17 protein-coding genes and 1 pseudogene are annotated in these 22105 nt (G+C 60.9%); 15 read left to right on the forward strand and 3 right to left on the reverse strand.

The window, feature by feature from the left end; genetic code table 11:
• Positions 1–87 precede the first annotated feature (87 nt).
• The 5 genes from IB262_RS29960 to IB262_RS36775 all read left to right on the forward strand — a co-directional run bounded on the left by IB262_RS29960 (position 88) and on the right by IB262_RS36775 (position 6265).
• The gene (locus IB262_RS29960) at positions 88–429 is read left to right on the forward strand and encodes a hypothetical protein (RefSeq protein WP_029742644.1); all 342 of its coding nucleotides are present in this window, start codon (positions 88–90) and stop codon (positions 427–429) included.
• Positions 430–479: 50 nt separating this feature from the next.
• On the forward strand, positions 480–602 hold the full coding sequence (locus tag IB262_RS36530) for a hypothetical protein (RefSeq protein ID WP_029742645.1): 123 nt from the start codon (positions 480–482) through the stop codon (positions 600–602).
• 164 nt (positions 603–766) lie between these two features.
• Positions 767–2545 carry an SLC13 family permease gene (locus IB262_RS29965; RefSeq protein ID WP_192494086.1) on the forward strand — a complete coding sequence of 593 codons (1779 nt, stop codon included), beginning with the start codon at positions 767–769 and terminating at the stop codon, positions 2543–2545.
• 1293 nt (positions 2546–3838) lie between these two features.
• Entirely contained in the window at positions 3839–4822 is a 984-nt protein-coding gene (locus IB262_RS29970) for a helix-turn-helix domain-containing protein (RefSeq protein WP_192494087.1), read from the forward strand.
• Positions 4823–5059: 237 nt separating this feature from the next.
• Entirely contained in the window at positions 5060–6265 is a 1206-nt protein-coding gene (locus IB262_RS36775) for a cadherin-like beta sandwich domain-containing protein (protein WP_192494088.1), read from the forward strand.
• Positions 6266–6659: 394 nt separating this feature from the next.
• On the opposite strand, the gene IB262_RS35745 is transcribed toward IB262_RS36775, so the two are convergent.
• Together IB262_RS35745 and IB262_RS36110 are read right to left on the reverse strand one after the other, a co-directional pair.
• Positions 6660–6818, reverse strand: a complete 159-nt coding sequence (locus tag IB262_RS35745; protein ID WP_210337731.1) for a hypothetical protein — start codon at positions 6816–6818, stop codon at positions 6660–6662.
• A 459-nt stretch (positions 6819–7277) separates the two neighbouring features.
• Positions 7278–7511 (reverse strand): hypothetical protein, encoded by a 234-nt coding sequence (locus tag IB262_RS36110; protein WP_246802749.1) that lies wholly within the window; start codon positions 7509–7511, stop codon positions 7278–7280.
• 266 nt (positions 7512–7777) lie between these two features.
• On the opposite strand from IB262_RS36110, the gene IB262_RS29995 reads away from it, so the two are divergent.
• On the forward strand, positions 7778–11065 hold the full coding sequence (locus IB262_RS29995; protein ID WP_348646941.1) for a putative Ig domain-containing protein: 3288 nt from the start codon (positions 7778–7780) through the stop codon (positions 11063–11065).
• A gap of 472 nt (positions 11066–11537) precedes the next feature.
• On the opposite strand, the pseudogene IB262_RS36780 reads toward IB262_RS29995, so the two are convergent.
• A pseudogene (locus tag IB262_RS36780) lies at positions 11538–11708 on the reverse strand (alpha-hydroxy-acid oxidizing protein); the annotation flags it as partial.
• A 766-nt stretch (positions 11709–12474) separates the two neighbouring features.
• On the opposite strand from IB262_RS36780, the gene IB262_RS30010 reads away from it, so the two are divergent.
• The 9 genes from IB262_RS30010 (at position 12475) to IB262_RS30050 (ending at position 22079) form a co-directional block, all read left to right on the forward strand.
• Positions 12475–13035: a hypothetical protein gene (locus IB262_RS30010; protein WP_192494091.1), complete on the forward strand. Its 561-nt coding sequence runs from the start codon at positions 12475–12477 to the stop codon at positions 13033–13035.
• Between the two features lie 838 nt (positions 13036–13873).
• Positions 13874–14593, forward strand: coding sequence for an IclR family transcriptional regulator (locus IB262_RS30015; RefSeq protein ID WP_029742651.1), 720 nt, complete (start codon positions 13874–13876; stop codon positions 14591–14593).
• A complete protein-coding gene (locus tag IB262_RS30020) occupies positions 14594–16330 on the forward strand; it encodes a hypothetical protein (RefSeq protein ID WP_192494092.1) in 1737 nt (578 codons plus the stop codon). It abuts the gene before it with no gap.
• Positions 16327–17043 carry a hypothetical protein gene (locus tag IB262_RS30025; RefSeq protein ID WP_192494093.1) on the forward strand — a complete coding sequence of 239 codons (717 nt, stop codon included), beginning with the start codon at positions 16327–16329 and terminating at the stop codon, positions 17041–17043. Before IB262_RS30020 ends, IB262_RS30025 begins: the two co-directional genes overlap by 4 nt.
• Positions 17044–17054: 11 nt before the next feature.
• Complete coding sequence (locus IB262_RS30030) at positions 17055–18026, forward strand: dipeptidase (RefSeq protein WP_192358773.1); 972 nt, start codon at positions 17055–17057, stop codon at positions 18024–18026.
• 104 nt (positions 18027–18130) lie between these two features.
• Positions 18131–19204 carry an extracellular solute-binding protein gene (locus tag IB262_RS30035; protein WP_192494094.1) on the forward strand — a complete coding sequence of 358 codons (1074 nt, stop codon included), beginning with the start codon at positions 18131–18133 and terminating at the stop codon, positions 19202–19204.
• Positions 19205–19335: 131 nt separating this feature from the next.
• Positions 19336–20187, forward strand: coding sequence for an ABC transporter permease (locus IB262_RS30040; RefSeq protein ID WP_029742657.1), 852 nt, complete (start codon positions 19336–19338; stop codon positions 20185–20187).
• Positions 20184–21014, forward strand: coding sequence for an ABC transporter permease (locus IB262_RS30045; RefSeq protein WP_192494095.1), 831 nt, complete (start codon positions 20184–20186; stop codon positions 21012–21014). The genes IB262_RS30040 and IB262_RS30045 overlap by 4 nt, the downstream gene beginning before the upstream one ends.
• A gap of 15 nt (positions 21015–21029) precedes the next feature.
• Complete coding sequence (locus IB262_RS30050) at positions 21030–22079, forward strand: ABC transporter ATP-binding protein (RefSeq protein WP_060610079.1); 1050 nt, start codon at positions 21030–21032, stop codon at positions 22077–22079.
• Positions 22080–22105: the final 26 nt, after the last annotated feature.

Here is a 22105-nt window from a genome sequence, read left to right on the forward strand (position 1 = left end):
GTAGTAAATCTGGATTGCCATTGGCTCCTGGTCGGAGCGCGGGCCCGCAACGATCCCGATAATCACCTGATTAAAGGGAATTAATCCATGACCTTCGGACAAATCCTTGAACATGCAAAACCCTACGCCATTGGTTTGGTGGTCGGGCTTTTCTTCAGCCCAATCATCGGCTTCAATGCGGGATGGCTCACCACTACGACTGCCAGCAATCTGGCGGCAGAAACGGCCAGAGTGGACGCCTTTGCCGGCATCTGTTCAGACACCGCTGGACGAATGGCTACTGCCACCAGCACGGATCTCGCAACGCTTCAGGGCTACGCCAATCGTGCGAAGCGTGACGAACTCGTAGCGAGCATTATGGCCAACATCCAAGTTCCAGCTGACGTCGTCAGCAAGGTCAGCACGAGTTGCAGTCGCGCACTATCGTGAAGCGCGGTACGCGGCTCGTTGGGCATCTCGACGAAACATAGGAGATCGTTATGAAAAACCTCATCCCCGCCCGCTTCTCTACGTACGACTTCACGCGCTTGTTGGTATCGCTTGCGTTTACGCTGGCGATTGCAGTGATTGTGTATTCGGTCCTCTTCGGAAGCATCCTGTAGTCGCCTGATCATGCGTGCATCCGGGCTACGAGGCGGGAAAACGTCCTGGATGGACGTTCGGGGTGCCGCGCCTTTGAAAAAAGCTGGTAAGCAATCCAGACATTAGATCTTTCAGGCGAGTAAAATGGAACCGGCGTTGGGAAGAGTTGGTCGGGACTTTATCCATGACACAGGCTCAGGCTTTCGCCTTCGCCATTCTGATCGGCCTGATGGCCGCATTCATTTGGGGACGGCTCCGCTATGACCTCATTGCCGTTCTCGCGTTGCTTGCCGCAGTTTTCACCGGGCTAGTGCCCCACAAGGCAGCGTTTTCCGGCTTCGGCGACGACATTGTCATCATTGTAGCCAGCGCGCTGGTCGTCAGCGCCGCGATTGAGCGAAGTGGCGTCATAGAGGCACTCCTCCATCGGGCGGCGCCAAGCGTGACCTCTGTCCAGGGTCAGGTTGTCATTCTCGTGACGACTGTCTCGGTTCTCTCCATCTTCATCAAGAACATCGGCGCTTTGGCGATGATGATCCCAGTCGCATTCCAGATGGCGCGCCGCTCGAAAGCCTCCCCGTCGTCTTTTCTGATGCCTATGGCGTTCGGTTCCTTGCTTGGCGGTCTCACGACTCTCGTCGGAACATCGCCAAATATCGTCGTCTCCCGGATGCGCGAGGAACTGACGGGGCGCCCTTTCAACATGTTCGATTTCACCCCCGTCGGCGTAGGGCTTGCCGCAGCGGGCGTGATCTTTCTGGCGTTTGGTTACCGCCTGCTTCCAAAGGAGCGCAAGGCGGCCGCGACAATGGAGAAGGCGCTGAACATTAACGACTACATGACAGAGGCCCGCATCACTGCGACTTCGTCCGTCATCGGCAAGTCGATCCGTCACCTATCGATCTTGTTGGACGAGGAGGTTCTGGTCACTGGCCTCATTCGCAACCGGGTCGAACCGCTGATGCCCCTGCCGGAGGTCATTCTCCATCAAGGCGATATCGTTTTGTTGGAAGGAGACCCTCAGGCGCTCGAACGGGGCATCAGTCGTGCGCGTTTGGAACTTGAGGGGCACGACCGCCCGACGGAAGCGAAGGGAGCCGATGAGGAGATTGCCGGAATTGAAGCAGTGATCGGCCCGAAATCAGTCTTGATCGGGCAAACCGCCAAGCGTTTGGCACTGCATGATCGCTTCAATATCAATCTACTCGCGGTAAGCCGAAGCAGCGAACGATTCACTGATCGATTGCGCGACATCGCTTTAAGACCAGGCGACGTTCTCGTTTTGAAGGGCGATCTCGTGCTTCTCCCGACCAGGTTGATGGAACTCGGTCTTCTTCCGTTGGTCGGGCGCGAAATCCGCTTGGGGAACCCCCGAAAAGGCCTGATGCCGGTGGTGGTCCTGGCTGGCGCCATGGTGCTAACGGCATTCGGCCTGCTGCCCGTCGCCACGGCCTTCTTTACGGCTGCTGTGCTGACGGTAATGCTCGGTTCACTTTCGCTTCGGGAAGCTTACGAGGCTGTCGATTGGCCCATACTGATAATGCTGGGCGCTCTCATTCCGGTCAGCGAGTCGATCCGTGCGACCGGTGGTGCCGACCTAATCGCCGGCGGCCTCGCTCAACTTGCTACCACGTTGCCTCCCTATGGGGCCCTTGCAATGATCATGGTGGTCGCAATGGCCGCAACACCGTTCCTGAACAATGCAGCCACCGTTCTCGTCGTCGCGCCGATCGCTGTTACGCTTGCTCAGCGCCTTGGCTACAATCCGGACGCCTTTTTGATGGCAGTCGCAGTGGGGGCGGCTTGTGATTTTCTTACGCCTGTTGGACACCAGTGCAACACCTTGGTGTTGGGACCCGGCGGTTATCGTTTCAGCGATTATTGGAAGTTGGGGCTGCCGCTCTCGTTCATTGTGGTCGTGCTGGGCGTGCCTCTGATCCTATGGTTTTGGCCACCGCTTTAGCGCAAGCGTCGTTTCAATTCCACTTTCAGGTTCACCGTGGTGGCACCCAAGGTCTGCCGGTGGCACGGGAGGCCAGCACGTCAGACGCGGAATTCTAGTCCGCTTTTCAATGAGGTTCTTTGAGGTTTAGCCGAATGAACCGCGCTCATACTCCCGCGCTCGAGGGGCGGTGGCTGTTCGAAAATCGCGTAGACGGGCTGCTACTATGCCCGGCCGCGTCTATCGCGAGTTGAGAGCCAGCAATCGCCGATCCAGACAGGAAAACGCCGAGCGGCGCCGACGGAGCGAGCTACTACCATCTGCCAGGAGACGTCAGCCAGATCAGCGCCAGGAGACCCAGGGCTGCGGAGATGACGGAAGCGCCGAGGATGCCGAGCTTGACGGAGTCAGAAGCTCGGCGATGAACAGAGCAGCGATGATGGACATGCCCAGGTTCCCCTCGAAGGAACCGCCTTCCGGCAGAGAAGGCGTAAATATGGCGTTCTATAAAGGGAAGAACGGCGTGGACGCGACAAGCTCGCCGGCCCACCTTCAGGACATCGCACAATTGGCCGGCGGCCACCTCTTGGCGAGGCTGTAGATCTTAACGAAAGCGGCGAGGTCGCGACGCTTGTGGTAGCGTGGCGGCGCAACTGATCGTTTCAGAGACTACCTTCGCAGGCGTTGCAAGCAGCCGCGGCGCACTTCGCAGAGCCCTTCTCTCGGCATCAGGCAATCCCTGTTTGTGCCGCGATTCCAGAGAGATCGCACAATGTATCGACTGGAATCCCGCCTTGCGACGAAACGAACGGCCGCGCCTCGCCAAGGCCATGGGGCGATCGGTTCTTCGTGGGGACCCGCGGGCTCCAGACCTGGCGATGATCATTGATATGGCATCCCGGGAGCGCGACTCGACGCTCTCGCCTCCGCATCTCAGTTGCGGTTACGAGCTTGATCACATCAGAACAGACTGTTCTTCACGGATGATCACAGTTTGCTACCATCCCAACGTGCGTTGAAAGCATATGTGCTGGTGCGGACGCGTCAGTGGCTCCCGACCCCTTGGTCACGCGATCGCCGACCCAACCCTCTCGGAGTTCAAGCCGCGATGCCACCGCCTGCGGTTGCTTTGCCGGAAGTTTTCAATAACTTGCGATTTCATTAGAAATCAGTCGGAACGTGCAGATCCTTGCACGCAAGCCCGCGCCGCAATGAATGAAGTCTATGAACCCGTCATTTGAAACGACTGCAAGCTCTGAGGTCGCCCATACCGAGCACTTGGGATTGCCACGGTCTCGATTCGACACCACCACCATGCGGCAGAAAGACGCCCATCTGATGTGGCGTGAGTCGATCGGCGTACTGTTCGATACGCGGCTTCGGGCGCCGACCGAAGACCCATTTTTTGCCAGTGTCGATGCGGCCCTGATCGGAGGCGTCGGCGTTGCACGCACCCGATCAACAAGCCAGGATTTCGATCGATCCCGTTACAAAATCGCCCGGGACGGCATGGATGGGTATCTCGTACAGTTCTATCTCAGTGGTGAGAGTGGAAGCCGTCGAACCTCCGGCAGTGTCGCCCGCCCTGGCGACCTCTATGTGATCGATATGGCTCAGCCCCTCGCCACATCCACGATCGATCACGAGCATCTCAGCCTCGTCATCCCTCGCCAGATGCTAGCTCCCCGTCTGAAGCGCCCGAACGACAGTCATGAATTGGTCCTGCCGGCGAGAATGCCGCTAGTTTCGCTCCTGAGGGACACGCTCGGCAGCCTTCACAAGCAGCTGGATCATATCTCCGTCGGCGACGCGGAAGCGGTCCTGTCTCCGCTGCTTGATCTTGCCGGCGCTGCGATAAACAGCCAGACGAGCGAAGGCAATGCAGCAAGCGTCGGCCATGCGCTGTCGATCGCGGTCAGGCGCTACATAACTGACCAGTTGCTCGAACCCGATCTGACCGTAGAGCGTGTCATGGCCGCATTCGGGCTGTCGCGCCGAACGGTCTACCGCCTTCTGGAACAGGTTGGGGGATTTTCGGTTTTCCTGGCGCAGCAGCGCCTGCGGCGCGCCTTCGTAAACCTTCGATCGCCGGATTATAGACATGTCGCGATTGCGGACCTCGCTTTGGCCCATGGTTTTACCAACGCGGCAAATTTCAGCCGCGCATTTCGCCGCGAATTCGGCCTGTCGCCGCGGGAGCTACGCCATCTTTCGGCGCACCATCCGGCCCTGCTGAAATTCTCACCCGGATTGTCGGCGACCGACTGGTCACAATGGATCGGCCTGATCGGGCGATAGGGACCTCTGCGACAAGCGTTGGGTGTGGTGGCGAGACAGCCGATCTGGCAGTAAACGCAGGGTCATTGGCACGGGGTGCGCATTTCCACGTCTGCCCGCCTCCGACAATTGAAGGCGGCACTTTCTCCGAGCTAACACGAAGCGCGCCTGCCATGGCGCGGTTTTTGTTGAGAGAAATCCGTCATGCCAAGCTATCGATCGGCCACGTCCGCACGCTCCTGCAACCGAGCCGTTCGTGTGGCAAGCGGCATCACCCACGATACGATGCCGTCTGACGGCAGCCGCGAGCGAAAGTGCATCGGCACGCCGGTGGAGGCTGTGCCGAAGGCTGAAAAGACGCAGGGGTTTCGGCGCAATCAAATTCGGCTGCTGACAGCCCTCATCTTCCTTTTTTCCGGCCTCGTGGCGGTTGCGGGAGAAGCGTTCGCCGGGTCGAAAGGGTGCGAGAATATCGTTGCTGATCTGAACGGGAAGGACGTCGGATTTCTCACGAAGGCCTATCCCAATAGCGATTTTCATGCGACGGATCAGCTTCATATCGATCTGATCCGCAATCCATCCTTTTGGGAGAGCGCGTATTTCAATGCGCTTGCGGGAAGTGGAACCCCATATATCGAGGCCAGTTATGATGGCGGCGTTGTAACTGGCAATGAATCCGCGTCGTTTTCCGGGCAGGACCTTGTCCTAGGCGGCATTTATGTCGAAGCCATAAACTATAGCCAGACGACCTCTCCCTGGCGTATGGACGTCGTCTGCGTCACGAAGAGCAACCCGCTGGACGCCGTTCTTTCCGGTCTCACGCTGTCGAGCGGCAATCTCGAGCCGGCCTTCAACACCGCGACAACGACCTATAGGGCCACCGTGGCCAACAGCGTGTCCACCCTTGGCGTGACACCGTCCACCCCTGGAAGCACTGCGACGTTGAAGATCAACGGGGCCAGCGCTGTGTCGGGTGCATCGTCCGCGGTGCCACTCAATGTTGGCGATAATACGCTCACCGTCACTGTCATGACCGAGGACCGCACGATCAAGCGGACCTATTTGGTGGTCGTCACCCGCGCCGCACCGCCCACGATCATGAGCGTTGCGCCGTACATCGGAAGCACCGCCGGTGGACAATCCGTGACCATCACCGGCACCAACTTCATCGGCGTGAGTGCCGTTGCATTCGGCGGCGTTCCCGCCACCACGTTCACCGTCGATAGTGCCACCCGGATTACCGCCACTGCACCGGCACGAGCGGCCGGCCCGGCCGATGTGACCGTGACGACCGTGGGCAACAGTTCCGTGACGCGCGCAAACGGCTATACCTATGTCGCCGCGCCGGTTGTCACCGCCGTCAAGCCGCTCAATACGCCCGCACGAACCTACGCGATCGGCGCCACGCTGATGTTCGACGTGGAGTTCGATCAGCACATCGCTAGCAACGGGGGCCGTACGTGAAGGCTGTCTTTGGGGCTGTCGAGCGGCGGATCAACCTGATCGGCGCCGTCTTTAACACCATGACGTTTTCCTACACGGTTGCCGAAAACGACCTCGACGAAGACGGAATCGCAATCTCGTCAATGGCGCGCGGGGGGGCAACGATCACGGACTACAACCGCCTAGTGGATGCAGATATCACACTTCGCAATATTGCCGACACATCAGGCATCAGGATCGATGGCGTCCGGCCCACGGTCGCGTCAATCAATCCCGCTGCAACGGGTACGGTATTCGACGTGGTATTCTCCGAACCGGTCACGGCCGTAGACATTGGCAAGTTCAACCTGGTGAAAACAGGAACGGCGCAAGGCACGATTGACAGTGTGTCGGGATCGGGATCGGCCTATCAAGTTCATCTGGCGGATGTTTCGGGAGACGGCACCTTGGCTCTCAGCCTGTCCATCGGCACAGGGATCAAGGATAGCGCCGGCAACGAGATGACCGGTGGGTTCACCGGCGGCACGCCCATGATCGTCGCGCCGCCCTCGAGCGACGCAAGCCTCTCGGACATAGGCGTTTCGAGTGGCACGCTCACGCCGGTCTTCGACGCCGCTACCACCAGCTACACGGTCGCGGTGGGCAATAGCGTTTCCACCATCACCGTCACGCCGGCCAACGCACATCCCAGCGCCGTCGTCTCGGTCAACGGGACCGTCATCACGGCGCCGGGCAGCCTTCCCGTCAACCTACAAGTCGGCGACAACGCCATAAGCATCTTGGTTACGGCACAGGACGCCGTCACCAAGAAGACATACGACATCGTCGTCAATCGCGCGGGCGCAGTTCCGGATGCTCCTACCGCCGTCAGCGCTGCGTCGGGTGACGGCGAGGCGACGGTCAGCTTCACCGCCCCTGTGAATACCGGAACCACACCGATTAGCAGCTATACCGTGACGACTGATCCGGGTGGTGCCGCAACAACCGGCGGATCAAGTCCCATCACCGTGAAGGGCCTTACCAACGGCACGGCCTACACATTCAAAGTCACGGCCACGAACAGCATCGGCCCCGGTCCGGCCTCCAATGCGTCCAATTCGGTCACACCGAAGCCTGCGCCGATCGCCGACGCTGTGACTGCGACGGTTACAGCAAACTCCTCGGCGAACCCGATTGCGCTCAGCCTCAATGGCGGTGCGACGGACGCAGTGGCCATCGGCACGCAGCCGACGCACGGCACGGTTTCGGTATCGGGACTCGCGATCACCTACACTCCGACACCTGGGTACTCCGGTTCCGACAGCTTCACCTATACCGCCACCAACACCACCGGCACGTCCGCCGCCGCGCTCGTGACGATAACCGTTTCTGCGCCGACCCTCACCTTCTCGCCGCCGGCTCCTACCGGGCGGAACGGCCGCGACCGCTTATGGTGGCGCCACCGTCACGGCCGCAGCCGGCACCGCGCCCTACACCTACGCCGTCAACGGCACGCTGCCCGATGGGCTGACACTCGACCAAGCGTCCGGTCTTATCTCGGGAACGCCGACGGCCGCTGGAGACTACACCTTTACGGTCACGGCCACCGACGCCAACAACGCCACGGGGACAGCGGCCTACTCGATCGCGATCGCGGTCCAGGCGCCGACCGTCGGCGATGTGAGCGCGACGGTCGCGGCAAACTCCACGGCGAACGCGGTAGCGCTCGATCTCGGCGGCGGGGTTGCCGATACGCTGGCCATCGGGACGTCGCCATCCCACGGCACAGCTTCAGTTTCGGGACTTGCGATCAGCTATACACCGACACCAGGCTATTCCGGCTCCGACAGCTTCACCTACACCGCCACCAACACCACCGGTACGTCGAATGCGGCGACTGTGACCATCACCGTTTCTGCGCCGACCCTCAGCTTCTCGCCCGTGGCCGGCGCCTTGCCCGGCGGTACCGCCAAAACCGCCTACAGCGGCGTCACGGTCGCGGCATCAGCCGGCACCGCCCCCTACATCTACGCCGTCAACGGCACGCTGCCGGACGGGTTGACGCTCGATCCAGCGTCCGGCCTCATATCGGGAACGCCGATGACCGCCGGGGACTACCCGTTCACGATCACGGCCACCGACGCCAACAACGCCACGGGGACGGCAGCCTACTCGATCGCCATTGCGGTCGAGGCGCCGACCACCGGCAATGTGAGCGCAACGGTCGCAGCGAACTCCACGGCCAACCCCGTCACACCAGATCTCGGCGGCGGGATCGCCGATACTCTGACCATCGGCACGCAGGCGACGCACGGCACGGCTTCGGTGTCGGGACTGGCGATCACCTACACCCCGACACCGGGCTATTCCGGCTCCGACAGGTTCACCTACACCGCCACCAATGCCACCGGCACGTCCACGGCGGCGACGGTGACGATCACCATCACCGCCCCCACCCTCAGCTTCTCGCCCTCAGCGGGCACGTTGACCGAGGGTATCGTCGGGACAGCCTATGACGTCACCCTCGTCGCGTCGGCCGGCACCGCGCCCTATCGCTCTGCCGTGACTTCAGGCGCACTGCCTGCAGGCCTTGCGCTCGATGGCATCACCGGTCGCATTTCGGGGATGCCGACGACGGCCGGAAGCTACAATTTCACCGTGACGGCGACCGACGCCAACAACGCAACGGGAACCGCAAGCTACTCGATCGCCATCGTCCTCCAGGCTCCGACAGCCAACGATGTGCGGGCGACTGTCGCAGCAAACTCCGCAGCCAACCCGATCAGGCTCGATCTCACCGGCGGCCCAGCGAATTCCGTGGCCGTCGGCGCCCAGCCGGCGCACGGCACGGCCGCCGTGTCGGAACTGGCGATCACCTACACCCCGACACCGGGCTATTCCGGTTCCGACAGCTTCACCTATGTGGCCACCAACGCCACCGGCACCTCCCCTGCCGCAACGGTGGCGATCACAGTGACAGCACCGACGCTCACCTTCTCGCCGCCGGCTGGTGCACTGGCGAGTGGAACCGCCGGAAGCGCCTATAGCGGCATCACCGTCACCGCCTCGGCCGGAGGCGCGCCCTATCGATATGCGATCACATCGGGCCAGCTTCCTGCGGGCCTCGAGCTCGACGGCGCGACCGGCGCGATCGGCGGCACTCCAACCCGGGCCGGAAACCACGATTTCACCGTGACGGCGACAGATGCCAACAACGCTGCGGGAACCGCGCGCTATTCGATCGTGGTTGCAGCGGCTCCAGTCGATTTCACCTTCGAGCCACCCGCTGGAGCGCTCGCGGAAGCCATGGCCGGCGAGGACTACAGCCAGCCGATCGCCGCCAAAGGCGGAACCGGCCCAATGCTCTATCGCCTTGCATCCGGCGCTTTGCCTAACGGCGTGGTCCTCAACGTTTCAACCGGTCAGCTGACCGGCCCGTTGGCCGCCGACGCCGGAGGCAGTTACTCGTTCACGATCGAGGTTTGTGACACCAACGGCGCAACGGGAACGGCCAGCTATACCGTGAAAGTCCAAGCTCGCACCATCACGGTCGCCGACAAAGTGGTCGATGTCCCGGCCGGATCGGCACCGCCTGATGTCTATCTCAATCGCGGCGCCACGGGCGGCCCGTTCACAGCGGCCGAGACGATCTTTGTAGAGCCGGCCCAAGCCGGAACGGCATCCATCATCCAGGGCGAATTGGCACAGGTCGGTCCGGTCGCCGCCCCGGTTGGCTGGTATCTGAAATTCACGCCCAACAGGGCCTACTCCGGCCAGGTGCGCGTCGGCTTCCGCATGGTCAGTGCGCTTGGTACTTCCAACACCGGGACCGTGACCTACAATCTCGCCTTCGATGCGTCCGGGCATGCCGCGGAGATCGATGCGCTCGTGCGTGACTTCGTGCGGACGCGGCAGAACCTGATCGCCTCGACCATCAAGGTGCCGGGTCTGCTCGACCGGCGGCGGATGGCCGTAGGAACGGACACGGTCACCACGCGCATGACACCTTCCACCGATGGCGTCACACTCGGCTTTTCCACCAGCCTTGCCCAAATGGAGGCCGCGCGCGACAGGGCCGATGGGGTTGACCAGGCTGAAGCCTCGCCCTTCAACATCTGGCTCGACAGCACGTTCCTGATGCACCGCCGCAAGGACGACGACGACAGGTGGGGCAACTTCGGCATGGTCTCGCTTGGCGCAGACTATCTGCTGTCGGAGACAGCACTGCTCGGCGTGTCCTTCCATTACGACCGGATGACCGACCCGACCGACGAGGATGCGGAGCTGTTCGGCGATGGCTGGCTGGCCGGTCCCTATGCCTCCTTCGAACTCGGCAAGGGCATCTTCTGGGATTCGAGCCTGCTCTATGGCGGCTCGTCCAACACCATCGACACGACTGCCCTTGACGGCACGTTCGACACGCGCCGGTTTCTGCTGGACACGGCGGTCAAGGGGCAATGGCAGCTTGATGATGCAACGGTGTTTACGCCGGCGCTGCGGGCCGTCTATTTCTCTGAAACGGTTGATGACTACGGGGTGAGGAATGGCACCGGCGACGAGATCGACCTCAAGGGCTTTACCGAAGAGCAGCTGAGGGTGAGCCTGGGGGCGGAGATCGCCCGGCCGTTCACCCTCGATAACGACAGGATCCTGACACCCAAACTCGGCGGCACGCTCGGATACTCCGGCCTTGATGGGGCGGGCCTCTTCGGTTCGTTCTCGGCCGCCCTGTCCCTGCAAACTGGGGAGAGCTGGTCGATTGACACCGGTCTGCTATTCAACATCGAAGGCGACGGCGAGACATCTGCGGGCGCAAAGGTTGGCGTCAGGGGACGCTTCTGAATAAGCTATCAGGCATCGCTACTGCATCCAATCTCTTGAAGCGATCGGCGACCATTAGTCCACGTGCTTGGATTGACGTTGCTATCGGCAATTTTGTGGAGGACAATGACGGATCCTGGATCTGAGAGGCGACAGCCATTGGACTTCGAGAAAATCGGCCGAGCACGCCTCATGATACGGCTGCCACGACACCGCAAACAGCTCTCAGAATTGCGATTTCTGGCATTGAGCACTCTGATCGAAGCCTACGGCCTAGCTGTAGTCACTCGCAATGAGTTGAGCGAGCATGCCATGTCTGATGAACCGCTGAAGGCTGAATACACCGACAAATGCCAGGCGATCGAAGACGAGGTGGTGACGTTGCTCACTAATATAAGCTCGTTTCGTCAATTGACTCCAGCTGCGGCATTGGCTGCGTTGGGCAAGACCCCGACCGCCACCTACAGCGCTTACTGCAATCACGCGTTAACCGTCACGCGAGGCGATCAGGGCGAACGACAAAACAGCCATCGATGTCATCTATCGCCACGACTCCGAGGAGCGCCATGTCCTGATGGATTTCCGATTTTAGGATGTCGATAGCTTTACGGATAGCTGGACTGCCGGCGACAACCGCTGCGTAGAGGAAGGGCCGCCCGACAAAAGGATCGTCACGAATGTCATTGCCGAGATCGACTCGATCACAGCGGTCGTCGCCTGCGTGGTCGATGGACTCGGAGTTTTCAATCGCGCCCTGGAGCGCCTTAAAAGAAGCCGGCGGCGAGGTGGTCGCGGTGCCCTTTGGCGAGCCGCCAATCTACCGCCAGATCTGCCTTATAGAGCGCCGGGCCAGTCCTCGAGCAGCGGTCATCGACCGGCTTCACCAACACCTAGTCAGTTTCAGCGGGGAATTCCGGCTTACTCGATGACGGATGTCTCTCGATCAAACGCAGCGGCTGATTTATGGGCGAACGCGGGATTGCGTAGCTCCCCCCAGATTTAGCGCCAGGCGTCCTCCGCGCCGCGCGGCCAGAACCAGTTCGCGCGCGGCTTGACCGGTCAAAAGGGTCGCCGCAGGACAGCACAGCGCCGGCCAGCCGAGGGGGATTGGGACTGGGACCACCGCCGGCAAGCCGCTCCGCTGAATTGCGGAATGGCGACGATTTCCCGGCCTGGGTGTCCGCTTCCGATCTCCGCGCATTGCAAACGGTTTGCGCGGATAGTCGCGCGGCGGTTCCGGTCGATCGATTATCCGATCTTCTGTAACGTTTTATACGATTCACGACCTCGCTAACGACTGTTGAATGTCCACACTCTGGAAACAACCTGCCAAGCTTGAAGTTTAGATCTATCTAATATCTACTAGCTGGAATTGTACTATGCACGGCTCCAAGCTCTTGATCATGGGATGGCTTTGCTGAGGATGCTTCATGTTTTTGATCCGCACCGATCTCGATGAAGCCGTTCAAAAATGGCGCGACATCATATTCACATCCTTACCATCTGACCGACTTGGCGCGTACGTCGCTTTGCGCAAACACGATCTGACGATCGAACTTCACGACGTCGACGAGGAAAGCGATCTTCTCGTCTTTGCCTCCGATGGCGAAGCGTTGGCCGAACGATTTCGTTTGGCTTATCCCTATGTCGCTACATATGCAGGGAATCCCGGCTATCCGCTAGAATATCTAGTTTGGCTTTCATTTCACATGCAAGCAAACTTCGATCGGCTAGGTGTCCTCGAAGTGAGCGCGACTTATGAGGATCAAGGCGGCGAAATCGAAAACATGTCTGCCGTTGCGATGGGCTTCTCGCACCAGACCGACCTTGAAGAATTCATAGATCGGTTTGACGGTCAGGACCTGAGCCAGGATCCACACTTCGGCCACGAGGTGTATGTTGCCGAAGTCAGAGGCCCCTCTCCATCCCCTGGGAGTTCACCGATGATGCCGACTCCGCTGGACGCCGGCTGGCCGATCGTGAAATCTTGAAATAGCCCGGCGGTTGCTGCGTAACTCGAATTGATTAGCCAGAACCCCTAAAAATCCATTGCTTTTGAGCACCCCACTTGAAACAATATACCTGTAATTGCGCAACCACAAAGCACACGTTAAATGAGATTCGTGCTGGTCTTATTGCCGCGCAATTCCTCCATTTATCGAACGCGCACCTTGATTAAGCCTCCGCCCGTCGCGGAGGCTTAATCATCCATAGGGGGCCGACGTCACTGACGAAGGTTTTGCGTCAGTCCCTATAGGCCGATCCCTCGCCGAGCTTGCTTCTGTCCGCAGTTCGAGCTGGGCCGCTGCTCAATAGAACTGCTGAGGGGACGTCGATCCCTTCTACTTTGCGGTGGATCCCTTTTCATCACGGAGCCGCTTTTGTGATCGCGTCAAAAGGCGCACCCCAAATGCCGCCGGCACCCGGCACTCACGACCGATCATCGACGATTGACCTTGCCCCAATGTCCTAGCCAGTTTTGAGTTCGCTCCAGCGGAAGCGGCGCAACCGGCCGCAGAAGTTTACCTGGTGGTTCGGGTGGCCTTTGCCTTGCCAATGTGGGTACCGGTCCTGATGTCTATGAGAAGTGGTCCGCCTACAAGCCAGCCCCAATTCCCGGCCCAGCAACGAGCGGTGCATTGCGTGGGTTCGCCGAAGATGTTGCCACATTCAAACTGTTAGCGCCTGGTCAGCCGCGAGCGCGCTCGGGCGCAGATATTTTTTCACCCAGCCACACGATTCCCAAGTTGACAGTTATCAACATATCGTCCAACATAAGTATACAACGTCTTCTAATGTTGGACAATAGGAAAAAGGAAGAAATTTCGAATGGCAGTCCGCCCCCTTTCATCCGTGCTGAAGACACTTGCTGCATTCGACTGTGTCGCGGCCGCCGCGGAACCGATGCGGCTGGCCGAGGTCGCCAAGCAGCTCGGAGAAGCCCGAGGCGCTGCCCACCAGCGCCTCGTCACGCTGGTCGAAGCGGGCTGGATCGAGCAGACGCAGGACGGTCGCTACCGGCTGACACTGCGGGTCGTCAGTCACGCAGCGATGGCGTTGGAGCAGTCCAATCTCGGCGCGCGCTTTGCGGGGGTTCTCGAGGAAATGGTGACGCAGAGCGGTGAAACGGCTTCGCTTGCTGTCCTCGATGGCAAGGATGCGGTCATCGTTCGCCGGGTGGAATCGCGCGGTGTTCTTCGGGCCGACCTCAAGGTTGGTGCGCATCTGAGACTCGATCGCACGGCATTTGGCCGCGTCCTCGCTTCGCATGCACGCCCGGAAATCATCGAGCGCCTTCGGGTGCAGGGCGTGAGCCTGCCCGATGACGAGATGATGACGCTGGTTCGCCAGCAGGGATACGCAATTTCCGAAGTCGAGGGCCCGCGCACTGTCTCGGCTGTGGCCGCCCCGATCCTGGATGCGCAGGGCGAGTGCATTGGAGCACTGGCCCTTTCGGGCCCGTTCCAAGGTTTTGACACTGAAAAATGCGCTGGGATCGTCGTCGCGGCAGCGGCGGCGAGCTCTGGACGCATGCGAGGAGACCAATAAATGACTGCCCTTAGACGTCCTGCTCCGGAATCGGACACCCACCGCATCGCGCGGCTAATGCGTTCAGCCGGAGAAATGATGGCGCCCGAACGCCTGGCCGCGATCCAGCCGTCGCGTGTCAGCGCATCGCGCGCATTGCTCAGCCAGGCAATCCGCGGTCGCTGGCAAATCCAGTGCAAGCGCTTCGAGATCGATGAGAAGGGCAACGGTGTCGCTGAATACCGCATCGATATTGGCGGATGGCGCTTCAGCTTTCCCGTCTATTCCTTTGAGCCCTCACCCCACGGCCGCACCGGCCGCATCATTGGCCGGGCCTGGGACATGATGGGCGCGCTGGTCGAAGGCGATATGAGCCGGGCCGATTTCGAGACGACGCGCGCTGAACTTCCCAAGCTCTATGAGGGACGCGCCACAGCCGGCACGCTCATTTGGTGCCGCTCCAACCGAAGCGGTCGCTTCTTCGAGAGTGCACGCCAGGCGCTTGCGTCAGGAAGGCAGCCGGACGTCGCTGAGCTGGCGCAGACCTGCTACCTCATGCGCAACACAGGTCTCGACGGCAACGGCACGTTTGGAACCAAGACATTCCTTGCCTTTGAAAAAGATCACCCCCTGCGCTGGTCGCTCGCCGCGCAAATGCTGTGCGCCTACATGATGCGCGTCTTTGCCCAGGACCTGCTGCAGCATCTTGTCCGCCTCGGCTCGCCGCAGGCACCCGACATGGCCAAGGATCTTCGCCGCTTCCTCGGCGTCGGCAATGGCTCGGCTCTCGGCCTGATGCTCTTCGTCAACAACCACCCGCGGCTGATCGAACGCTGGCTCTTTATTCGCGAAGAGGCCATTGCGCGAGCCAAGGCGGTACTTCCTGATGACTCAGGTTCTGAGATTGCCAAGCTGCTTGCCCTCGTCGACAAGGCGATCATTTTCCGCAGCCAGGACCGTGCGGCCTACGAGAACTTCACGCGCTCCGATGTGCTTGCTGAAGAGCTGCAGACCATCCGGCGCGCTGTCGCCGACCTTCTGCAACGCTGGCAGGCGGGCAACCGGTTCGAGGCAGAGCCCTTCGCAGAGCTTGCGGCCTCGCTTGAGGGCCGCGTGCACGCGGAGGCGATGGAAACCCTTCATTCGCTGCTGATCGAACTCGTGCCCGATGAAGCCGACGCCCTGGTCGAGGGCCTGGTCATCGATGAAGAATTGACGGGGCGCCCGGAAATGCCGGTCCACCGGCTGCGCGACCTGGTTCGCAATGACTATGCATGGGCGTTCAATCTTAATCTCGAGGTGCCGGCCGCCGAGCGCTACGTCTGGTACAAGTCAGTGATCGCGGAAGAACCGCGTCGCGGCCTTGCAACAGAGGTCGGTCACGATGTCGTCAATCTCGGCCTCGACCTGCCACGTCTCGTGGTGGCGCTGGACCGCGACCTTTCTGCGGTTGACCCCAACCTCAGCACGGCGCGCTTCCTGTTCGCCCATCCGCAGCACCGCGCCATCGTCACCCGCGTCCAGGCGCTTGCCGGCACCAGCCTGCATTCGCCGCACGCCGACATCATGAGCGGCTCGTTTACGCCAGCCCATATCACCCGCCTTCTCAATGTCGGCATTCACGGCATCGACAAGACACGCGACTTCCTCGACCGCAACCTGCGCGGCGTCCTGTTTCATGGCGCGCCTCTTCCCGAAGACATTGCTTCTGGAAACGCCGACGCGCTGTGGTTCTATCCTGCGGAGCCAAGCCTGTGAGCACCTGCCAGTCCAACCTTTCGAACTCGATGACTGTGAGCCTGCGCGAGATGCGCATGGTGTTCGAGCGTCTCCTCCAGGTCACGCGCATCGAAAGCGGCCTCGTCCCGGCCCTTAGGGATTGTGCCGTCTACTCTGCGGCCCTCGGTCTTGGCGGCTTTTCGCGTCTGACCGCAACGCTCGAGACGATCAGCAAGGCCACCCCAAAGGCCCTGTCACTCGACGTATCGGGCGACCCCGTCATCGACTGTGGCGGCCAGCATGCCTGGCTCGCCGCCGATGCAGCGCTCGAGCTCGCGGTCGAAAACATGAAGACAGGCGGCAGCGGCGTTGTCACCGTGCGTAACGCCAAAGACATCGGCGAACTCAAAGTCATCGAGGCACTGGCGCAGCGCTTCAGCCTGAAGGCAACAGTCGCCGTCGACGTCGACCGCGCGGCTATCGCAATCACACAAGCGCCTGATCCCAATGAAATCGCCCTTCTCGACAAGATCCGCCGCAATGGCGTTGCCGTCGACGCCGCGACTTGGTGGGAACTCTACCATCGCTCGGCGGAAGCCCTTGCGCCCGACAGCTATCTTTCGCGTCGCCATGCCGGCCCGATCATCGTCGAGGCCGACGGCAAGGTCATCGGCCGCCAGGACGAAGACGAGACCGATTTTTCCCTGCTTCTGGCCGACGCGCCCAAGAGCGCTGCTTCCGGCAAACACTGAATGGAATAACCATGATCATCGATGCTCTGCAATGCGGCCACTTTGACCGCTCGTCCTTCCAGGCCCTGCAACGCGGCGGCTACAGCGCCGTCACCCCGACGCTCGGCTTCTGGGAGGGGACAATGGAATCGCTCGATTCCCTTGCCCGCTGGCGCGACATGGAGCGTGAGAACGCCGACATCGTCCTGATCGCCCGCACCGCCGCCGATATCGAGCGCGCCGAGCAGGAAGGAAAGCTCGCTGTTGTGCTCGGCTATCAGAACTCCAATCTCTTCGAAGACCGCATCGCCTATGTGGAGTTCTTTGCCGAACTTGGTGTGCGCGTTGTCCAGCTCACCTACAACAACCAGAACGAACTCGGTGGGTCCTGCTACGAGGAAAATGACAGCGGCCTGGCCCGGTTCGGCCGGGACGTCGTGCGCGAAATGAACCGGGTCGGCATGCTGGTCGATCTGTCGCATGTCGGCGACAAGACGACGCTGGACGCGATCGAATGGTCGCAAAAGCCCGTGGCCATCACTCATGCCAACGCCGCCTCGCTCTTTGAGCACAAGCGCAACAAGTCCGACCGCGTAATCAAGGCGCTTGCCGCCCGCGGTGGTGTGATCGGTTGCGTTGCCTACCGCAACATCACGCCCGACAGCGCCTGCGCCACGGTCGACGGCTGGTGCGAGATGGTGGCCCGCACGGTCGATATCGCCGGCATCGACCACGTCGGCATCGGCACCGACATTTCCCACAACCACACCCAGCGTGACTACGACTGGATGCGAAAGGGCCGCTGGACACGATCCGTTCAGTACGGCGCGGGTTCGGCGGCCACGCCTGGTGCGGTGCCGAAGCCGGAATGGCTACTCAAACCGGAAAACCTTCAGGACGTGGCGCCGGCGCTTCTTCGGGTCGGTTTCAATCAGGAAGAGGCGAACAAGATCCTCAGAGGCAACTGGCTGCGTCTTTACGGTGAGGTCTTCCGCGCCGACTGACCGATTAGGGAAACGAATTTCCAACGAAAGAAGGGCCGCCGCCAGGCTCGCGAGCGGCCACGGGGAACAGCAATCAACGACCGTTCGACTAAGGAGAACAACGAATGGACACGTTCAAGAAAGCGTCGGTAATACCGATGTCGCGACGCGCAGTGCTCGGTGCTGGCCTTTTTGGGGCCGCCATGCTTGCCTCACCCCTCGTGCGCCGCGCAAGTGCTGCGGACAATGTACTTTATGTCAACACCTGGGGTGGCGACTGGGAAGTTTCCGTCAAGAAGTTCCTCTTCGATCCGTTCACGGCCGACACCGGCATCGAGATCCGCACGGTCTCGCCGATCTCGTTCGCCAAGCTTGCTGCGCAAAAGACGACCGGCGTCTTCGAATTCGACGTCACGACGCTGGGCGTCGCCGACGTCGCCCGTGCGAATGCAGCCGGCCTCTTGGAAACGCTCGGAGACCATGTCGATGCGTCCAAACTTTGGCAGGGCGCCATCTATGAGAACGGCCTCTCGACCCACGGCTTTGCCACGCAGCTCGCGTTCAACAAGACGAAGTACCCGGATGGTTTGAAGAACTGGGCCGACTTCTTCAATGTCGAGAAATTCCCGGGCAACCGCAGCCTGCAGCGCCACGCCGCCCGCGTTCTCGCAATCGCGTTGCTCGCCGACGGCGTTTCCCCCGACCAGCTGTTCCCGTATGATCTCGACCGCGCCTTCGCATCGCTCGACAAGGTCAAGGACAACGTGCGTGTCTGGTGGACGGCAGGCCCGCAGGCCCGCCAGATCCTGACCGACGGCGAGGTCGACATGGCCGGCCTTTGGGACAGCGATGCCGCCGGCGCGAAGAAGGCTTCGAAAGAGCCGATCGAGATCGTCTGGGACCAGGCGATCGTCGATCAGGCGTGCTGGATCGTCGCCAAGGATAGCCCGCGTGCCGAAAACGGCTTCAAGCTGATCAGCCATATCGGCCAGAATGCAGAAGGGCTCGCGAAGTTCTGCATCGCCGACCAGAATGGCCCGATGAACCCGAAATCGTTCGATTTCATTCCACCTGAGGTGGCCAAGACCATGCCGACCTATCCCGATCACCTCGCCCGCGCCGTCATGCTCGATGGCGCCAAGCTGACGGCGCAGATCGACGAGCTGAGCAGCCGGTTCGAAAGCTGGGTCGGCCTTTGATGCAAGCCTCCCGGTTCCGTGAGAAACGAAACCGGGAGGATCTTAAGACAGGTGCATTGCCACGGGGGCGTCCCGACGCCACGGGCATGAAGATCGGGGTTTACCGATCAGGGTACTGAGAGAGCATTGACATGAAACAGAGATCGTTTTCGCCCATTGCGGAGGGGCCGATACCGCTGATGGCCCCGGCAGCGGTCTTCCTTGCGGTATTCTTCCTGGTGCCGCTTGCCTATGTGGGCTGGATGAGCATCTCGCAGCCGGTGGTCGGCCTGCAGAACTTCGCACGGCTTCTGCATTCGAGCCTGTTTGCGTCCGTGCTCTATCAGACGTTCAGGACCGCCTTCCTGGTCACCGCTCTTGCGCTCCTCTTCGCCTATCCGCTCGCCTATGCTGCGGCCAACGGATCCAAACGCTTCGCCACCTTTCTCCTGACCGTGGTCGCCCTTTCTTTCTGGACGAGCTATCTCGTGCGCACCTATGCCTGGATGGTGATTCTCGGCAATCAGGGGCCGGTCACGGCACTCCTTACCTGGCTCGGCTTCGATCCTGCGCCGAAGCTACTCTTCACCACCTTCAGCGCAACCCTTGCCATGACCCATGCGCTCATTCCTTTCATGACCATGTCGCTGTTCTCGGTCATGAAGCGCATCGATCCTCTCTATGTTCGCGCTGCGGAAAGCCTCGGCGCGAGCCCGCTTCGTGCCTTCCTCGCAGTCTATCTGCCGCTTTCGGCACCGGGCATCGTCAACGGTTGCACGCTCGTCTTCATCTCCTGCCTCGGCTTCTATGTGATGCCCGTGCTGCTCGGCAGCCCGCGCGACCAGATGATCGCAGGTATCATCGGCGACCAGATCGAACAGACACTCGACTTCGGGCTTGGCTCGGCAATCTCGATCGTGTTGCTCGGTCTGACGCTCGCAGTTTACGCGCTCTACAACCGCTTCTTCGGACTTGACCGGCTATGGGCAGGAGGTGGCCGATGAACCCGTTCGTTCGCGCGCTTGCGCTCCTCATCGCTTTTTTTGTCGCTGCACCGATGTTCATCGTCATCCCAATGTCGTTCAGCTCGGCTGCGTCGCTAACCTTCCCGCCGCCCGGCTACACGCTTGCCAACTACATCAACTTCTTCTCGGACCCCAACTGGACTGAGCCGCTCATCAACAGCGTCATCATCGGTCTTGGAACGGTACTGGTGACGCTCTGCCTTGCCATCCCCGCGTCCTTCGCACTGGTGCGGCATATCTTCCTCGGCCGTGAATTGTTCAATCTCCTGATCATGCTGCCAATGATCGTGCCGACCATCGTCATGGCGCTCGGCTACTACATGTACTTCGGTCAACTTCGCCTCGTGCAGAGCTACCTTGGCGTCATCCTTGCCCATAGCTGCACCGCCATGCCGATGGCGACCCTGATCCTGACGGCGGCACTCAAAGGGTTCGACCGGTCCGTCGAGCGGGCTGCCATGAACCTCGGCGCGTCGCCCTTCACGACATTCCGGTTGGTGACCTTCCCAATCCTGCGTCCCGCCTTCACCGTCGCCGGTCTCTTTGCCTTTATCGCTTCCTTCGACGAAGCGGTGATCGCGCTCTTCATCTCCGGCCGCGACAGGGCGACCTTGCCGCGCCAGATGTTCAACGCCGTCCGCCAGGAGGCAGACCCGACCATCTCGGCGGCATCCTCTTTCCTGTTTCTGCTCGTTCTGGCTGGCGTCTGCGTCTGGCTTGCGCCGCAATTTGTGCGCCGCCGGTCCGGGACAACACGTCAGCCGCTCGAAAACGGCGCCACCAACACCGCTGCGGCGGCATCCTGATCAAGGAGCACAGCCATGAACGCCCGTTCTCTCACACTCCGCAACGTCAACAAGAGCTACGACGGCAAGCATATGGCGGCCGACAACGTGTCGCTCGAGATCAAGGCTGGCGAGTTCGTCTCCTTCCTTGGTCCCTCCGGCTCCGGCAAGACCACGACGCTAATGATGATTGCCGGCTTCCAGCATCCGACGAGCGGAGAAATCCGGCTCGGCGAACGCGCCATCGACAAGCTGCCGCCGCACAAGCGCAATATCGGCATGGTCTTCCAGAACTACGCCCTCTTCCCGCACATGACGATTGCCGACAACGTCGCCTTTCCCCTGCGCATGCGCGGTGTGGAGAAGGCCGAGAAAGAACGGCGCTCGCGGGAGGCGCTGGCCAAGGTCGGCCTGCAAGGTTTCGAGAGACGCATTCCCTCGGAATTATCCGGCGGACAACAACAGCGTGTGGCCCTTGCCCGCGCACTTGTCTTTGAGCCCGATATCATTCTGCTCGACGAACCGCTCGGCGCGCTCGACAAGGCGCTTCGCGAGCACATGCAGGTGGAGTTGAAACGCATCCACCGCGACCTCGGCGTCACCATGGTCTACGTCACCCACGACCAGTCGGAAGCCATGACAATGTCGGACCGGATCGCCGTTTTCAACGAGGGACGCATCGAGCAGGTAGGCACCCCAAACGAGATCTATTTCGCGCCGAAGACCCACTTCGTTGCCTCGTTCATCGGCGACAGCAACATCCTCGGAGCTTCCTCGCTTGGCGATGGCCGCTACGAGACGCCAGTCGGCGTCGTCGACACCAAAGCTGCAGGCGGTGACCGCAACAGCAAAGCCGAATTGCTGTTGCGCCCCGAGATGATCCGCCTCGCCGATGGAGCGGACCCAAGCTGCCAGGCGATGAAGATCGACAGCACTATCAACTATGGTGACAACCTGCTGGTCATCGGCAAACTCGGCGCGCAAGCGATCCGCATGCGCGTGCCCGGCGTCGATGCACGAAGGCTCGACGGTGCTTCCGAGTGCCACGTCACCTGGCGCAGCGAAGATGTGCACGTCATCGCCTGACAATCGCGAAGCGCAATCAAGCATAC

The organism is Ensifer sp. ENS02, assembly GCF_014851885.1.
Classification (GTDB): Bacteria; Pseudomonadota; Alphaproteobacteria; order Rhizobiales; family Rhizobiaceae; genus Ensifer; species Ensifer adhaerens.

Coding starts and splice junctions, on each gene's coding strand:
- IB262_RS30015 (WP_029742651.1), top strand. CDS start 13,874: ATGGCAGTCCGCCCCCTTTCATCCGTGCTGAAGACACTTGCTGCATTC.
- IB262_RS29965 (WP_192494086.1), top strand. CDS start 767: ATGACACAGGCTCAGGCTTTCGCCTTCGCCATTCTGATCGGCCTGATG.
- IB262_RS30050 (WP_060610079.1), top strand. CDS start 21,030: ATGAACGCCCGTTCTCTCACACTCCGCAACGTCAACAAGAGCTACGAC.
- IB262_RS30035 (WP_192494094.1), top strand. CDS start 18,131: ATGGACACGTTCAAGAAAGCGTCGGTAATACCGATGTCGCGACGCGCA.
- IB262_RS29970 (WP_192494087.1), top strand. CDS start 3,839: ATGCGGCAGAAAGACGCCCATCTGATGTGGCGTGAGTCGATCGGCGTA.
- IB262_RS30010 (WP_192494091.1), top strand. CDS start 12,475: ATGTTTTTGATCCGCACCGATCTCGATGAAGCCGTTCAAAAATGGCGC.
- IB262_RS29960 (WP_029742644.1), top strand. CDS start 88: ATGACCTTCGGACAAATCCTTGAACATGCAAAACCCTACGCCATTGGT.
- IB262_RS30040 (WP_029742657.1), top strand. CDS start 19,336: ATGAAACAGAGATCGTTTTCGCCCATTGCGGAGGGGCCGATACCGCTG.
- IB262_RS30030 (WP_192358773.1), top strand. CDS start 17,055: ATGATCATCGATGCTCTGCAATGCGGCCACTTTGACCGCTCGTCCTTC.
- IB262_RS35745 (WP_210337731.1), bottom strand. CDS start 6,818: ATGTCCGAGAGGCTTGCGTCGCTCGAGGGCGGCGCGACGATCATGGGC.
- IB262_RS36530 (WP_029742645.1), top strand. CDS start 480: ATGAAAAACCTCATCCCCGCCCGCTTCTCTACGTACGACTTCACGCGC.
- IB262_RS30045 (WP_192494095.1), top strand. CDS start 20,184: ATGAACCCGTTCGTTCGCGCGCTTGCGCTCCTCATCGCTTTTTTTGTC.
- IB262_RS30020 (WP_192494092.1), top strand. CDS start 14,594: ATGACTGCCCTTAGACGTCCTGCTCCGGAATCGGACACCCACCGCATC.